Origin of the sequence: Methylobacterium sp. NPDC080182 (assembly GCF_050281105.1) — a bacterium.
In the GTDB taxonomy this organism is placed as follows: domain Bacteria; phylum Pseudomonadota; class Alphaproteobacteria; order Rhizobiales; family Beijerinckiaceae; genus Methylobacterium.
This window is the reverse complement of sequence record NZ_JBNNWO010000007.1, coordinates 182,509-198,204: the sequence shown is the minus strand read 5'-3', so window position 1 is coordinate 198,204 and position 15,696 is coordinate 182,509. Positions and strand designations below refer to the sequence as shown.

The window sequence follows — 15,696 nt, the reverse complement described above, 5'->3', positions numbered from 1 at the left end:
GGGCTCACGGCGGCGCTCACGGTGCCACCGCCGCGGCGCGCTCGGGGTGGAAGGGCGCGGCGCCCGCGTCGGCCGCGCGGACATGCTCGAGCAGCGCCTGGGCCGGGTGCCGCAGCCGCACGCCGTCGACAAGCTTGGCCTGCGAGCGGCAGGAATAGCCGTCCGCCAGCAGGGTGCAGCCGGGCGCCTCGGCGACGTGGCGGGCCCAGCTCAGGCCGTAGATCGCCTCGGAGGTGGCGCGGTGGCGCGCCTCGTGACCGTAGGTCCCCGCCATGCCGCAGCAGCCGGCGGCCGGCACCTCGAGCCGCAGGCCGAGATGGGCGAACACGGCCTGCCAGTCCCGCACCGCGCCCGGCGCGTTGGTGCGCTCGGTGCAGTGGGGCAGCAGCCGCATCGTGCGCCCGCCCTGCCCCGGCGCGATCCGGTCGAGCCGGGCGGCGAGCCATTCCTGCAGGAGCTGGACCTTCGGGAGATCGCCGCCCAGCGCCTGCGCGTACTCGAACCGGTAGGTCAGCGTCATCGACGGGTCGATCCCGACCAGGGGCACGCCGTGCCCGGCGAGGTCGCGCAGCAGCGCGGCGTTCGAGCGGGCGACGGCGGCGAACCGCGCCAGGAAGCCGTGTACGTGCAGCGGCTTGCCGTTCGGCCGGTAGGGCACCAGCCAGGGCCGGAAGCCGAGGGCGGCGAGGAGGTCGCAGCTGTCGGCCACGACTTCCGCGTCGAAGTGGCTGGTGAAGGCGTCCTGCACCACCAGCACGGACCGCGCGCGCTCCTGCGGGTCCAGCCGGGCCAGGGCGTCCGGAGTCGCGACGGCGACGCCGCGTTCCGCCAGCCGCGCCGTGAGGTCGACGGGCGACAGGGCCGGGATCGCCAGCAGCCCGGCCCGGGCCAGGATCAGCCGGGCCAGCGGGTTGGCGAGGACCGCGTTGCTCAAGCGCGGCGCCCGCGCCGCCAGCGGCAGCAGCGGCTCCAGCGCCGCCACGAGATGGTCCTTCAGCGGCCGCGCGTAGCGCGTGTGGTAGAGCGCCAGGAACTTCGCCCGGAAGGTCGGCACATCGACCTTGATCGGGCAGGACCCCGTGCAGGACTTGCAGGCGAGGCAGCCGTCCATCGCCTCCTTGACGGCGTGGGAGAAGTCGTCGGCCTCGGATCGGCCGCGGAGGCGGCTCCGCAGGGTCGCCGCCACGTCGGAGAGCCACCCGACGCGCTGCCGCGCCAGCTCGGCGGCCGGGTCGACCCCGGCCTCCGCCGCGCGGCGCAGCCACTCGCGCATCAGCGAGGCGCGGCCCTTGGGCGAGTGGCGCCGCTCCCGTGTCGCCTTCCAGGACGGGCACATGGCCTCGTCCGCGTCGAAGCTGAAGCAGGCGCCGTTGCCGTTACAGTGGAGCGCTTCGTCGAAATCCTCCCGGACCGGCGCCGGGATGGCGCGGTCCCGCTCGCCCCGGCGCGGGACGCCGTCGATCCGGGTCAGGCCCGCGCCCCTGGCGGAGGCGATCTTGCCCGGGTTCATCCGGTCGTCCGGGTCGAAGGCGCGCTTGACCGCCTCCAGCGCGGGCATCAGCGGCCCGAACGTCGCCGGCACGAATTCCGACCGGAAGCCCTTGCCGTGCTCGCCCCAGAGCAGGCCGCCGTACTTGGCGGTGAGCGCGACCACCCCCTCCGTGACCTCGCGGATCAGGCCGTTCTGCGCCGGGTCCTTGAGGTCGATGGCCGGCCGCACGTGCAGCACGCCGGCATCGACGTGGCCGAACATGCCGTAGCGCAGCCCCTTGCCGTCGAGGAGCGCGCGGAACTCCGCGATGTAGTCGGCGAGCCGCTCCGGCGGGACCGCCGTGTCCTCGACGAACGGGATCGGGCGCGCGTCGCCCTTGGCGGCGCCGAGCAGGCCCACCGCCTTCTTGCGCATGGTCCAGAGCCGCTCGATCGCGTCGCCCCGGGCGATGGTGAAGCCGAGGCGCCTCGTGTCGGTGCCGCGCTCGGCCTCCAGCGTCCCGGTGAGCCGCGCGAGGGCCGCCTCCACGGTCGCGGCGTCGTCGCCGACGAACTCCACGAGGTTGATGCCGTCCACCGGCCGCCCGGCCGGATCGTCGGGGAAGAAGGCCCGCACCTCGGCCCAGATCGGGTCCTTGCGGGCCAGCGCCAGGACCGTGGAGTCTATCGTCTCAACGGAGGCGGCGCCGAACGGCAGCAGCGCCTGCGCGTCGCGCAGCGCCGCGTCGAAGTCGATGTACGAGAGCGCGACCAGCACGGCGGCCTTGGGGATCGGCAGCACGTTCAGCCGCGCCTCGGCGATCAGCGCCAGCGTGCCCTCGGAGCCGCAGATCACGCTCTTGAGGTCGAATCGGCCGCCCGCGTCGCGCAGATGCGCGAGGTCGTAGCCGGTGAGGCAGCGGTTGAGCTTGGGGAAGCGCTCGGCGATGAGCGCGGCGTTCTCGGTGACGACGGCGTCGACGGTGCGGTGGATGGCGCCGACGCGGTCGTCGCGGCCCTTGGCGGCGTCGAGCCCGGCCGGGTCCAGGGGCTCGGCGGTCCAGACCGTGCCGTCGGCGAGCACGCAGGTCAGCGCGAGGACGTGGTCCCGGGTCTTGCCGTAGAGGCACGAGCCCTGCCCGCAGGCATCGGTCGAGATCATCCCGCCGATCGTCGCGCGGTTCGACGTGGAGAGTTCCGGCGCGAAGAACAGGCCGTGCTTGGCGAGTTCCCGGTTGAGCTGGTCCTTCACCACCCCCGGCTCGACCCGGACGATGCGGTTGGCGACGTCGATCTCCAGGATCCGGTTCATGTGCCGGGAGGTGTCGACCACGAGGCCGTGGCCCAGCGACTGGCCGTTGGTTCCGGTCGCCCCGCCCCGGGGCCGGATCACGATCTCGGCGAAGCGCGGATCCGCGAGGAGCTTGGCGACGCGCACGAGGTCGTCGCGGGTGCGCGGAAAGGCCACGGCCCCCGGCGCCACCTGGTAGATCGAGTTGTCGGTGGAGAAGACCGTGCGGTCGGCGTCCGAGAGCGTCAGGTCGCCCTCGAAGCCGCGCAGGCGCAGCTCGGCGCAGGCCGCGGCGTAGAGCGGCACGGCCTCGGTATGGCGGGTCAGGACCGGGATCATCCGCGCCTTCTACACCCGGCGGATCGCGGGAGACCATCGGCGACGGGACGGGGCGCGCTGGCATCCGGCTTGCCACGCACCCGCGACCTCCTGCGACCTCCCGCAATCTCCGGAACGGATGCCCATGAACGCGAGCCTCGAACGGGTCAGGGATGCCCTGGCCGAGCTGATCAAGGCCGCCCTCCTCTCGGACGACGGCCTGAGCGACGCCTGCCGCGCGGCCGGCCGCGCCAGGCTCGCCGCCCTCGCGGGCGATCCGCCCGAGCCCGAGAGCCTGCGGATGGACGGCGCCTGGACGCTCGCCGTTCAGGCGGCGGAGAGCCCGGAACTCGCGCCGCTAGAGGGACGGGTGAACCTGACCCTGCCGCGCGCCTGCCCCTTCACCCTGGACGAGCTCCTCGCACCCGGCCTCGACGTGGATCAGGCCGTGGCGCGCATCCGCAAGAGTGCCTCGACCGGCTGATCACGCCTGTTGAGGAGTGCCGGCACGGCGTTGCCGCGCGCGGGCCGGACACCCATGTTAGCCTCACAGGACCGACGCCTCGGTCCCGCGCCCGCACGCGGGTCCCGTCTATCGCAGAACTCTTCGGCACCCCCCTTTTGGCACGACGCACCACCGCCCCGGCGGCCGAGCCCGCCGCTCCGCAGCCCTTCCCCACCCGTGAGCAGATCCTCGCCTTCGTGGCCGAGTCGAAGGAGCGCGTCGGCAAGCGGGAGATCGCTAAGGCCTTCGGCATCAAGGGGGCCGCCAAGATCGACCTGAAGCGCGTCCTCAAGGAGATCGAGGAGGACGGCGCCCTCGACCGCGGCCGCGGCGGCCTCGCCCCGGCGGGTCACCTGCCGCCGGTCGTGCTGGCCGACATCCGCTCCCGCGACCGCCACGGCGATTTCCTGGCGGTCCCGGTGGAGTGGACCGGCACCGGCAAGCCGCCCGCCATCGTGCTGACGCAGCCCCGCGGCCCCCGGAAGGGCAACCGCCCGGCCCCGGGCATCGGCGACCGCGCCCTGATCCGGGTCGAGCGCGACGCGGAGGGCGGCTACACCGGCCGGGTCGTCAAGGTCATCGGGAAGAACAAGGCCGAGATCATCGGTGTCTACCGGGCCGGCGCGCAGGGCGGCCGGATCGTGCCCGTCGAGAAGCGCGCGCAGGGCCGCGAGATCCTGATCCCACCCGGCGAGGAGGGGCAGGCCCGCGACGGCGACCTCGTCAGCGTCTCGCTGGAGCGCGAGACCCGGTTCGGCCTGCCGAAGGGGCGTGTGCGGGAGCGGCTCGGCTCGCTCGGTTCCGAGAAGGCGGTGAGCCTGATCGCCCTGCACCTCCACAACATCCCGCACGTCTTCGCCGACGCGACCCTGGCGGAGGCCGATTCCGCCGAGCCCGCCACCCTGAAGGGCCGCGAGGACTGGCGCGACCGGCCGCTCGTGACCATCGACCCGCCGGACGCCAAGGACCACGACGACGCCGTCATGGCCGAGGCCGATCCCGACCCGGCCAACCCCGGCGGCTTCATCCTCACCGTCGCCATCGCGGACGTGGCCGCCTATGTCCGGCCGGGCTCCAGCCTCGACCGGGAGGCGCTGGAGCGGGGCAACTCGGTCTACTTCCCCGACCGGGTCGTGCCGATGCTGCCCGAGCGGATCTCGAACGACCTCTGCTCGCTCCGCGAGGGGGAGGACCGGCCGGCGCTGGCGGTGCGCATGGTCATCGCCGCCGACGGCGAGAAGCGCCGCCACGCCTTCCACCGGGTGATGATGCGCTCCCGCGCCAAGCTCGCCTACGCGCAGGCGCAGGCCGCCATCGACGGGCAGCCGGACGACGCGACCGGGCCGCTGCTGGAGACGGCGCTCCGCCCCCTCTGGGCGGCCTACGCGGCCCTGCGCGCGGCCCGCGACCGCCGCGGGCCCCTGGCCCTCGACCTGCCCGAGCGCAAGGTCGTCCTGAGCCCCGAGGGCGCGGTCGACCGGGTGATCGTGCCGGAGCGCCTCGACGCCCACCGGCTGATCGAGGAGTTCATGATCCAGGCGAACGTCGCCGCCGCGGAGACGCTGGAGCAGGCGCGCCAGCCCCTGATCTACCGCGTCCACGACGAGCCCGCCCTGGAGAAGATGCGGGCGCTCGGCGAGGTCCTGGCCTCGGTCGGCATCAAGCTGCCCAAGGAGGGGGCGCTGCGCCCCGCCCTGTTCAACCGGATCCTCGCCACCGCGGCCGAGACCGAGCACGGGGTCTTCCTCAACGAGGTGATCCTGCGCAGCCAGGCCCAGGCGGTCTACGCGCCCGAGAATCTCGGGCATTTCGGCCTGAACCTGCGCCGCTACGCCCACTTCACCTCGCCGATCCGGCGCTACGCCGACCTGATCGTGCACCGCGCGCTGATCGCCGCCTGCCGGCTCGGCTCGGACGGGCTCGCGAGCGAAATCTCCCTCGGCGAGCTGGCGCAGATCGGCGAGCAGATCTCGGCGGCCGAGCGCCGCGCCATGGCGGCGGAGCGCGAGACGATCGACCGGCTCATCGCCCACCACCTCGCCGACCAGGTCGGCGCGACCTTCGCGGGCCAGATCGCCGGCGTCACCCGGGCCGGCCTGTTCATCAAGCTCGACGAGACCGGCGCGGACGGCTTCGTGCCGGTCTCGCAGCTCGGCGCGGACTATTTCCGCCACGAGGAGGGCCGCCACGCCCTGGTCGGCGAGCGCACCGGCGAGACGTTCCGCCTCGGGGACCGGGTCGAGGTGCGGCTCGTGGAGGCCGCGCCGGTGGCCGGGGCGCTGCGCTTCGAGCTGCTCAGCGAGGGCCGGACCCGCTCCGGCGCCCGGTCCGCCGGGCCGGGGAAGAAGTCCGGCGGGCGGCCCTTCAAGGCCGCGCCGCCCGGCCGCCCCGCCGGCATCCGCAACACCGGGTCGCGCCACCGCGGCTCGCGCCGCTGACCCGGGCGGTGTAGAGCCAGGGCATGGCCGCCGACGCGATTCCCGAGCGCACCCGCCTGATCCCCGCGATGGCCCGCGGCTTCGTCGGCCGCTGCCCGCATTGCGGCCAGGGCCGGATCTTCGGCCGCTTCCTCAAGGTGCGGCCGGAATGCGACGTGTGCGGCCTGGAGCTGCACCACCACCGGGCCGACGACCTGCCGCCCTACGTGGTGATCTTCATCGTCGCCCACATCGTCGGCTACCTCATCCTGGAGACCGAGAGCGCCTACGACGTGCCGCTCTGGGTCGAGATGGGCGTGTGGCCGGTCTTCACCCTCGTCTTCGCGCTGGCCCTGCTCCAGCCCGTGAAGGGCGCCGTCGTCGGGCTGCAATACGCCCTTGGCATGCACGGCTTCGCCACGCTACCGCGGAGCCGCCCCGCAGCGGGGCTTGAGGAGACGCGCCTTGCCGGAGCCGCAGCGGGAGCCCCCGATCGTCACAGCTCCTGAGCGGAAGCCCGCCGCGGCGCGCCTGCGGCCGCGCGACGCCGCGACCATGATCGTGATCGACCGGCGCGGACGGGGCGGCCCGAAGGTCCTGATGGGCCGGCGCAACCCGAACCTCGCCTTCATGCCGGGCAAGTTCGTCTTCCCGGGCGGCCGGATCGAACTCGGCGACCGCCACATGCCGGTGGCCGGGGCGCTCCCGGACTACGCCGAGGCGGCGCTGACCCGGCAGGTGTCCCGGCCCCCGCACCATCTCGGCCGGGCGCTGGCGCTCGCCGCGATCCGCGAGACCTACGAGGAGACCGGTCTGCTCCTCGGCACGACCGAGCACGGCGCGCCCGAGGACGTCCCGGCGGGCTGGGAGGGCTTCGCCCGGCACGGCGTCCTGCCCGACCTCGAGGCGCTGCACCTCGTCGCCCGCGCGATCACCCCGCCGAAGCGCGTGCGCCGCTTCGACACGCGCTTCTTCACCGTCGACCGCCGGATGGTGGCGGCCGAGGAGCCGGGGCGGGTCGAGGCCGACGCCGAGTTCACCGAACTCGCCTGGGTCCGGCTCGACGCCGCCCGCAAGCTCGACCTGCCCTACATCACCCGCGCGATCCTCGACGAGCTGGAGGCGCAGATCGCCGCCGATTTCGCGCCCTACCGGATGATCCCCTTCCATTACGAGCGCTACGGGCGGCGCGAGCGGGTGGCCTTGTGAGCGGTCCGGACGGATTGCAGGACGGGCGGCGGGGGATCAGTTCGGAGGACGTGGCGGCGATCTCGGCGGCCGTGACCTGCGTCACCGTCGTCGGCATCGGGCTCAGCCTGTCGATCCCGCTCCTCTCGATCGAGATGGAGCGGCGCGGCGCGTCGAGCACGCTGATCGGGCTCAACACCGCGGTGGCGGGCATCGCCAGCATCTGCACGGTGCCGTTCGTGCCGCGCCTCGCCGCGCGGGTCGGCGTCGCCCCGCTGCTCGGCCTGGCGCTCCTCGTCGGGGCGATCAGCCTCGCGCTGTTCCCGCTGCTGCCGGGCATCGCCCTGTGGTTCCCCCTGCGCTTCGTGTTCTCGGCGACGCTCGGGGCGCTGTTCGTCCTCTCCGAATACTGGATCAACGCCGCCGCCCCGCCGGAGCGGCGCGGCCTGGTGATGGGCATCTACGCCACCGTGCTGGCGGCGGGTTTCGCGGTCGGTCCGCTGCTGCTGGCCCTGGTCGGGACCGAGGGGCTGGCGCCCTACGCGACGGGGGCCGCCCTCATGCTGGCCGGCGGCCTGCCCATCGCCCTGGCCCGCGGCCTGTCGCCGACGATCGAGACGGGCTCCGGCCGCGGCATCCTCGGCTACGTCCGGCTCGCCCCCGGCGCCCTGGCGGCGGCCCTGGCCTACGGGGCGGTGGAGACCGGCATCTTCGCCATCCTGCCGCTCTACGGCCTGCGCCTCGGCTACGACGCGCAAGGGGCGGCCGGCCTCGTCAGCCTGATCGCGCTGGGCAACGTGCTGTTCCAGATCCCGTTCGGCTGGCTCGCCGACCGCCTCGACCGGGGCGCGGTGCTCCTCGGCGCGGGCCTCGCGGGGGCGGCGGGCTCGGCCCTGATCCCCCTCGCGGCCGGCCATCCGGCGGCGTTCGGCGCGCTGCTCCTCGTCTGGGGCGGCATCGCCGGGACCCTCTACACGGTCGGCCTCGCGATGCTGGGCGACCGCACGCCGCCGAACGATCTCGCGGGCGCCAACGCGGCCTTCGTGGTGCTCTACAATGTCGGGCTGATGCTGGGGCCGCCGGTGATCGGCGGCGGGCTCGACCTCGTGCCGCCGAACGGGTTCGCGCTGGCGCTGCTCGCCCTGTTCCTGGCCTTCGCCGGCTGGCTCGCCGCGACGGAGCGCCGGCGCGTCCGCTCTTGACCTGCCGGGCCCGATCGGGCATTCACCCGCCCGTATTCGGCCGGGCCCTCCCGGCCATTTGCGTTTCGCTCACGCGGAATGCCGCACCCTGCAGGAGCGCCGCGCCATGGCCAAGGCCGTCACCGTCAAGATCAAGCTCGTCTCCACCGCCGACACGGGCTATTTCTACGTCACCAAGAAGAACTCCCGCACGCAGACCGAGAAGCTGACGATGCGCAAGTACGACCCGGTCGCGCGCAAGCACGTCGACTTCAAGGAAACCAAGATCAAGTAAGGCCGCGGGCCGCTTCGCGGCCTGACCGCCCACGGGAAGCCGCTCCGGAGACGGGGCGGCTTTTTCCTTGCCCGGCGCGTTCCCGCGCACGGCGTCGCCGGGATCTCCCGAACCGCGACCTGGCCGGCCGACAGCCCGGCGCCAGCACGACTCGTTAACCGTCGCTCGTCCCGGACGCTGCCCGACCCGCCGGCCGATCACCGGCCCGCGTTCTCGGCCAGCTCGGCGGTTGGAGGGCGGGTTCGATGCAGCGGATCCTGCTGGCGATTCTCATCACCGCGGCGATCCTCGCGCTCTGGCGCGTCCTGACGCTGCCGGTGTACGCGCTCCGGGCGACCCGCGGCTTGCTCGCGGAACGCCGCGTTCCGGCCCGCGCCCGGAGCCGACCGCTCAGGAAGGGCCCGGCGCGGCCAGATCAGGATCGAGCGTCCGTGCCAGGGACCGCGCGATAGCCACGAGCGCCGTCACCATCGGCGTGGACGGCTCGCGCCGCGGGGCGACGAGGCCGATCGTGTGCTCCAGGTCGGGTGCGGTGATCGGGATCGTGCGCACGCCCTCCATGGGGCCCAGGGCGTCGACCAGGATCTCCGGCATGATCGAGGCCCAGCGCAGGGTGCGCACGTGGGTCAGCAGCACGATCATCGAGTTCGACTCGAGGGTCGCGGCGGGATCCGCACCCGCCTCGCGGATCTGCTGGTCGATGATCCGCCGGTTCTGCATGTTCGGCGTGAGCAGGCAGAGGGGCAGGCGGCTGGTCTCGGCCCAGGTGACGCTGGTGCGACCCTCGAAGGGCCCGCCGATCGCCGTCACGAGGCGGTAGCGCTCCCGGTAGAGCGGGACGGAGATCACCCGCCCGAGGGGCTCGTTGTCGAGGTAGGTCAGGCCCGCATCCGCCTCCAGGTTCTCGATCAGCGAGAAGATGTCGGCGGAGGTGGCCGATTCGACCGTCAGCCGCACGTCCGGGTGCCGCTCGCGGTAGGGCGTCGTGAGGTTCACGATCATCGGCAGCGCCGTGGGGATCGCGGCGATGCGGAGATGGCCGGTCAGGCCCCGGCGCAGACCGGTGACCTCCTCGTGCATGGCCCGCGCGTCGGCCACGATGCGCCGCGCCCATTCGAGGACCCGCTCGCCCTCGGGCGTGAAGCCCTGGAAGCGGGAGCCGCGCAGCACGAGCTGCACGCCGAACCGGTTCTCCAGCTGCTTCACGCCGGCCGAGAGGGTCTGCTGGGTCACGCCGCAGGCTTCGGCGGCGTGCCCGAAATGCTGCTCGCGGGCGAGCGCGAGCAGGAAGTCCAGCTTGTCGATCACGACGAAGGCATCCCGGCACGGCGAGGCGCCGGAAACCTAGCGGCCCGCCGGGCCCGCCACAACCGAGCGTGCCCGCTCAGCGGAACAGGATGAACGCCTTCGACAGGGTGATGCCGATGCCCCAGACGATCGGGATGCCGACCACCGCCCAGGCCAGCGCGGCGCCCGCGCTGAAGCCGCCGCGGCCGATCCCGAAGGAGCCGGACGGCCCCGAGGCCGTGGCGCCGGCGCGGACGTCCAGGGAGGCCCGCTCGGAATCGGACATGAACCAGCGTTGCGCCAGGGGCCGGACGAGCAGGTTGCAGAGGAAGCCGACCGCCAGGAAGCTCGCCAGCACGTACATGGTCCGGCCGTAGAGATCGGCCCCCTGCACGCCCGCGGCGACCTGCGCCTCGCGGATCTTGGTGATGACGAAGGGCCCGACGATGCCGGCCATCGACCAGGCGGTGAGCAGGCGCCCGTGGATGGCGCCCACGAACTGCGTGCCGAACACGTCGGCGAGATAGGCCGGCACGGTCGCGAAGCCGCCGCCGTACATGGACAGGATCACGCAGAAGATCGCGACGAACAGCGCCTGCGAGCCGATGCCGGCGGCCCAGGGCGCGGCCGCGTACAGGAGGCCGCCCAGGGCGAAGAAGATCGCGTAGGTGACCTTCCGCCCGATGCGGTCCGACATCGAGGCCCAGAAGAACCGGCCCAGGATGTTGAACAGCGAGAGCAGGCCGACGAAGCCGGCCGCGATGGCCGCGACCTGCGCCTTCTGGCCGGCGTCGAGGGCCGAGAAGCCGGTGCCGGGCAGGCCGATCAGCTCGCCGCCGAAGATCTCCTGGAGCATCGGCGAGGCCAGCGCGAGCACGCCGATGCCGGCCGACACGTTGAGGAACAGGACGAGCCAGATCATCCAGAACTGGACGGTCTTGTGGGCGTCGCGCAGGTGGACGTGCCCCGAGGCGATCATGGCGTTCTTGGCGGCCGGGCTGGTCCAGCCGTCCGGGCGCCAGCCGGCCGGGGGCACCCGGTAGCCGAACGCGCCGCCCAGCATGAACAGGATGTACCCCACGCCCATCACCGCGAGGGTCTGCCAGACGCCGGCCGAATCGGCGGTCCGGAAGCTCTTGATCAGGCTGTCGGCCAGGGGCGAGCCGATCATCGCGCCGCCGCCGAAGCCCATGATCGCCATGCCGGTCGCCATGCCGCGCCGGTCCGGGAACCACTTGATCAGGGTCGAGACCGGCGAGATGTAGCCGAGCCCGAGGCCGATGCCGCCGATCAGGCCCATGCCGAGCCAGACCAGCCAGAGCTGGTGGATGTAGACGCCGAAGGCGCCGATCAGGAAGCCGCCGCCCCAGCAGAGGGACGCCGCGATGCCGGCCTTGCGCGGTCCGGCCCGCTCCAGCCAGCCGCCGAACAGGGCAGCCGAGAGACCGAGCACGACGATGCCGATGGAGAAGACCGTGACGAGGTCGCTGACCCGCCAGTCGCAGGTGGTGGTGAACAGGGCCGTCATCACGCCCATGTCGGGGCAGGCGGCGGGCGCCGGCTTGCCCACGGAGAGCGCCCGGGTCAGCGGCAGCCAGAACACCGACAGGCCGTAGGCCATCCCGATGCAGAGATGGATCGCCAGCGCCGCCGGCGGCACCAGCCACCGGTTGAAGCCCGGCTTGGCGACGATGCGCTCGCGCGACAACAGACTCGGCGTTCCCTCAGGCGCGATCGCGCCTGCCACTCCAGCACCCATGATGGACTCCTCCGCCGCGGCCTCGTTGGCGGGCCTCGCGGCGGCGGACGATGCGCGATTTGTGTGCAGGGTGCCAGCGCGCGACACGCTGAGACGTCGATTTTAATCCAGTCCGGCGCCGACTGTATGCGGATTCCTCGTCAACGCGCCGTCCGGAGGCCGGACAGACCGCCGCTGCGGGCGCCGGTCTGTCCGGCGCCCGCAGCGGCTGCCGCCCTCACATGGGCGGGGTCAGGCCGTCCTTGCCGACCGCCACGAGCTTGCCCTCGGCCTTGCTGCCGTCCTTGGCGACCACGGCGAACACCTTCGACCCGGGGGTCAGGATCGCCTTGTCGGCGGGCTCGAAGGCCACGATCGGCGCCGAGGCCGGCACCACGATCTCCTTGGAGCCGTCCTTGCCGTAGCTCACCGTCAGCGTGCGCTCGCCGCCCGAGGCCGCCTTGTCGGCCTTCACGGTGCCGTTCGTCATCGCGCTCTTCACCTTCGGGGCGTTCGACGACTCGGCCTTCACCGTGCCGTTGGTCATCGCGCTCTTCACCTTGGCGCCGGCGCCCGCGGTGTGGTCGGTGATCGAATCCCAGCCGTAATGGCCCTCGCCCGTGCCGCGCATCGACTCGGGGAAGAGCACGACCTCGAGGGCGGTCATCGGGTTCTCGCCCTTGGTGGCGGTGCCGATGAAGACGCCGTCCTTGATCGCGTCGAGGCTCGACGGGACAACCCAGGCGAACTTGGCGCCGCTCACGTCGACGGTCTCGGTCTTGCCGTCGTCGGTCTTGATCGTGACCGTGCCGCCGTCGGCCTTGTCGACGGTCCCGCGGACGCGCTCGACCTGCGCGGCGAAGGCCGCACTCGACAGCAGGGCCGTCAGGCCGGCGGCGACGAGTGTCTTACTGAGGTGCTTCATCGGGGTCCCATCCTGGTTTCAGGAGCCGGGTTATGGGGCGGCCCGTGCGCGAAACAAGGTTGCGCGCAAGCGAAACGACCTGCTCGGCGACAGAAGCGAGGTTGTCAGTCACCACCGTCTTTGCGAGCGGAGCGAAGCAATCCAGCCGGCGCAAGGACTTCCTCCGTCGCGCTGCCCTGGATCACTTCGCTGCGCTCGCGATGACGGGGTGGCGCGTCGGACGACGGCACCGACCGAAAACGAGTCAGGCGGCACTCGGTGGGCGCCGCCTGATTACCGCGCGGGCAGCGGGGACGCTGCCCTCCGGAGGCTCACGCCGCGAGCGTGCGCAGCACGTAGGGCAGGATGCCGCCGTTGCGGAAGTACTCGAGCTCGTCGAGCGTATCGATGCGGCAGGTCAGCGGGACCTGCTTCACCGAGCCGTCGGCGGACTTGATCTCCGCGGTGAGCGTCTGGCGGGGCTTCAGCTCGCCGGCGAGGCCCTTGATGGTGACGGTCTCGTCACCCTTCAGGCCCAGCGACTGCCAGCTCGTGTCGCCCTGGAAGACCAGCGGCACCACGCCCATCCCGACGAGGTTCGAGCGGTGGATGCGCTCGAAGCTCTCAGCCACCACGGCGCGGACGCCGAGCAGCTTCGTGCCCTTCGCGGCCCAGTCGCGCGACGAGCCGGTGCCGTACTCCTTGCCGGCGAAGATCACGAGCGGCGTGCCCTGTTCGGCGTACTTCATCGCCGCATCGTAGATGAACATCTTCTCGCCGGACGGCTGGAAGTGCGTCCACCCGCCCTCGACCACGCCGCCGGAGGCGTCCTTCACCATCTGGTTCTTGATGCGGATATTGGCGAAGGTGCCCCGCATCATCACCTCGTGGTTGCCGCGCCGCGTGCCGTACTGGTTGAAGTCCTGCACGCGCACCTGGTGCGACTGCAGGTACTCGCCGGCCGGCGAGGCCGCGCGGATGTTGCCCGCCGGCGAGATGTGGTCGGTGGTGATCGAGTCGAGGAACAGGCCGAGGATGCGCGCACCCTCGATGTCCTCGACGGGCTTGGGGGTCTTCTCCATGCCGACGAAGTAGGGCGGGTTCTGCACGTAGGTGGAGCCTGGGTTCCAAGCGAAGGTCTCGGCCTCGGTGACCTCGACGTCCTTCCAGTTCTGGTCGCCGCCGAACACGTCCGCGTAGCGGGACTTGAACAGCGCGGAGGTGATGTTCTCCTCGATGAACTGCTGCACCTCGGCCGAGGACGGCCAGATGTCCTTGAGGTAGACGGGCTTGCCGTCCGAGCCCTGGCCCAGCGGCTCCGTGGTGATGTCGATCTGCAGCGAGCCGGCCAGCGCGTAGGCCACCACGAGCGGCGGCGAGGCGAGGTAGTTCGCCCGCACGTCGGGGTTCACGCGGCCCTCGAAGTTGCGGTTGCCCGAGAGCACCGCCGCGGCGACGACGTCGTTGTCGTTGATCGCCTTCGAGATCGCCTCCGGCAGCGGGCCGGAATTGCCGATGCAGGTCGTGCAGCCGAAGCCCACGAGGTTGAAGCCGAGCGCATCGAGCGGCTCCTGCAGGCCGGACTTCTCCAGGTACTCGCCGACCACCTGCGAGCCGGGCGCGAGCGAGGTCTTCACCCACGGCTTGGAGCGCAGGCCCTTGGCGACGGCGTTGCGGGCGAGCAGGCCCGCGCCGATCATCACCGAGGGGTTCGACGTGTTGGTGCAGCTCGTGATCGCGGCGATCACTACGTCACCGTGCCCGATGTCGAAGTTGGTGCCCTCGACCGGGTAGCGGCGCGCGAGGTCGGCGGCCTTCTTGAACTCGGTCTCCATCGAGGCGGCGAAGCCGGGCTTGGCGCCGTCGAGCAGCACGCGGTCCTGCGGGCGCTTCGGGCCGGCGAGCGAGGGCCGGACCTCGCCCATGTCGAGCTGCAGCGTGTCGGTGAAGACCGGGTCGGGGGTCTGGGCGTCGCGCCACATGCCCTGCGCCTTGGCGTAGGCCTCGACCAGGGCGATCCGGTCGTCGGAGCGGCCGGTGACCTTCAGGAAGTCGATGGTCTTCTGGTCGACCGGGAAGAAGCCGCAGGTCGCGCCGTACTCGGGGGCCATGTTGGAGATCGTGGCCCGGTCGGCGACAGCCATGTCGTCGAGGCCGGGGCCGTAGAACTCCACGAATTTGCCGACCACGCCCTTCTTGCGCAGCATCTGGGTGACGGTGAGCACGAGGTCGGTGGCGGTGGTGCCCTCGGGCAGCTTGCCCGACAGCTTGAAGCCCACGACCTCGGGGATCAGCATCGAGAGCGGCTGGCCGAGCATGGCCGCCTCGGCCTCGATGCCGCCGACGCCCCAGCCCAGCACCGCCATGCCGTTGACCATGGTGGTGTGCGAATCGGTGCCGACGAGCGAGTCGGGATAGGCGACGTCGGCGCCGTTCTCCGACTTCGTCCAGACGGTCTGGGCAAGGTATTCCAGGTTCACCTGGTGGCAGATGCCGGTGCCCGGGGGGACCACCGAGAAGTTGTCGAAGGCGGACTGGCCCCACTTCAGGAAGGTGTAGCGCTCGCCGTTACGCTCGTATTCGAGGGCAACGTTGTCGGCCAGCGCCTTCGGGGTGCCGAACTCGTCGACGATCACCGAGTGGTCGATGACGAGGTCCACCGGCACCAGCGGGTTGATCTTCTGCGGGTCGCCGCCGAGCGCCACCATGGCGTCGCGCATGGCCGCGAGGTCGACCACCGCCGGGACGCCGGTGAAGTCCTGCATCAGCACGCGGGAGGGGCGGAACGCGATCTCGACCTCGGCCTTGCCCTTCTGGTCGAGCCAGGCGACGGCGGCCTCGATGTCGGCCTTCTTGACCGAGCGGTCGTCCTCGTAGCGGAGCAGGTTCTCCAGGATCACCTTCATGGAGAAGGGCAGCGCGGCCGCCGAGGCGAGGCCGTTCTTCTCGGCCGCGGGAATGGAATAGTAGGTGTAGGTCTTGCCGCCGGCTTCGAGCGTCTGGCGGGCCTTGAAGCTGTCGAGTGAGGGCACGGCTGGTTCTATCCTCGCTGCGGGTTGTCGAACACGCGCAGGCAAGACCTGCGCTACGAGATCCGTGTTC

General features: G+C 72.1%; 11 protein-coding genes. 6 read left to right on the top strand and 5 right to left on the bottom strand.

Annotated elements, in window-relative coordinates; genetic code table 11:
- Positions 1 to 16: 16 nt before the first annotated feature.
- Positions 17 to 3,100, bottom strand: coding sequence for a D-2-hydroxyglutarate dehydrogenase YdiJ (gene ydiJ / locus ACQKQD_RS14510; RefSeq protein ID WP_427508688.1), 3,084 nt, complete (start codon positions 3,098 to 3,100; stop codon positions 17 to 19).
- A gap of 124 nt (positions 3,101 to 3,224) precedes the next feature.
- Here ydiJ and ACQKQD_RS14505 point away from each other — a divergent pair, with 124 nt between their 5' ends.
- The 6 genes from ACQKQD_RS14505 (at position 3,225) to rpmG (ending at position 8,665) form a co-directional block, all read left to right on the top strand.
- A complete protein-coding gene (locus ACQKQD_RS14505; RefSeq protein ID WP_331298662.1) occupies positions 3,225 to 3,563 on the top strand; it encodes a hypothetical protein in 339 nt (112 codons plus the stop codon).
- A 137-nt stretch (positions 3,564 to 3,700) separates the two neighbouring features.
- Positions 3,701 to 6,022 (top strand): ribonuclease R, encoded by a 2,322-nt coding sequence (rnr, locus tag ACQKQD_RS14500; RefSeq protein WP_427508687.1) that lies wholly within the window; start codon positions 3,701 to 3,703, stop codon positions 6,020 to 6,022.
- Between the two features lie 23 nt (positions 6,023 to 6,045).
- Complete coding sequence (locus ACQKQD_RS14495) at positions 6,046 to 6,510, top strand: DUF983 domain-containing protein (RefSeq protein WP_042674345.1); 465 nt, start codon at positions 6,046 to 6,048, stop codon at positions 6,508 to 6,510.
- On the top strand, positions 6,467 to 7,210 hold the full coding sequence (locus ACQKQD_RS14490) for an NUDIX hydrolase (RefSeq protein ID WP_427508686.1): 744 nt from the start codon (positions 6,467 to 6,469) through the stop codon (positions 7,208 to 7,210). The genes ACQKQD_RS14495 and ACQKQD_RS14490 overlap by 44 nt, the downstream gene beginning before the upstream one ends.
- Positions 7,207 to 8,391: an MFS transporter gene (locus ACQKQD_RS14485; protein ID WP_427508685.1), complete on the top strand. Its 1,185-nt coding sequence runs from the start codon at positions 7,207 to 7,209 to the stop codon at positions 8,389 to 8,391. The genes ACQKQD_RS14490 and ACQKQD_RS14485 overlap by 4 nt, the downstream gene beginning before the upstream one ends.
- A 106-nt stretch (positions 8,392 to 8,497) precedes the next feature.
- Positions 8,498 to 8,665: a 50S ribosomal protein L33 gene (gene rpmG, locus ACQKQD_RS14480; protein WP_020092568.1), complete on the top strand. Its 168-nt coding sequence runs from the start codon at positions 8,498 to 8,500 to the stop codon at positions 8,663 to 8,665.
- A 390-nt stretch (positions 8,666 to 9,055) separates the two neighbouring features.
- On the opposite strand, the gene ACQKQD_RS14475 is transcribed toward rpmG, so the two are convergent.
- From ACQKQD_RS14475 to acnA, 4 genes are all read right to left on the bottom strand, one after another.
- On the bottom strand, positions 9,056 to 9,973 hold the full coding sequence (locus tag ACQKQD_RS14475; RefSeq protein WP_020092569.1) for a LysR family transcriptional regulator: 918 nt from the start codon (positions 9,971 to 9,973) through the stop codon (positions 9,056 to 9,058).
- Between the two features lie 76 nt (positions 9,974 to 10,049).
- Entirely contained in the window at positions 10,050 to 11,711 is a 1,662-nt protein-coding gene (locus ACQKQD_RS14470) for an OFA family MFS transporter (protein WP_427508684.1), read from the bottom strand.
- A 217-nt stretch (positions 11,712 to 11,928) separates the two neighbouring features.
- Positions 11,929 to 12,615, bottom strand: coding sequence for a metal ABC transporter permease (locus ACQKQD_RS14465; protein ID WP_331298666.1), 687 nt, complete (start codon positions 12,613 to 12,615; stop codon positions 11,929 to 11,931).
- A gap of 311 nt (positions 12,616 to 12,926) precedes the next feature.
- Entirely contained in the window at positions 12,927 to 15,626 is a 2,700-nt protein-coding gene (gene acnA, locus ACQKQD_RS14460) for an aconitate hydratase AcnA (protein ID WP_100251431.1), read from the bottom strand.
- Positions 15,627 to 15,696: the final 70 nt, after the last annotated feature.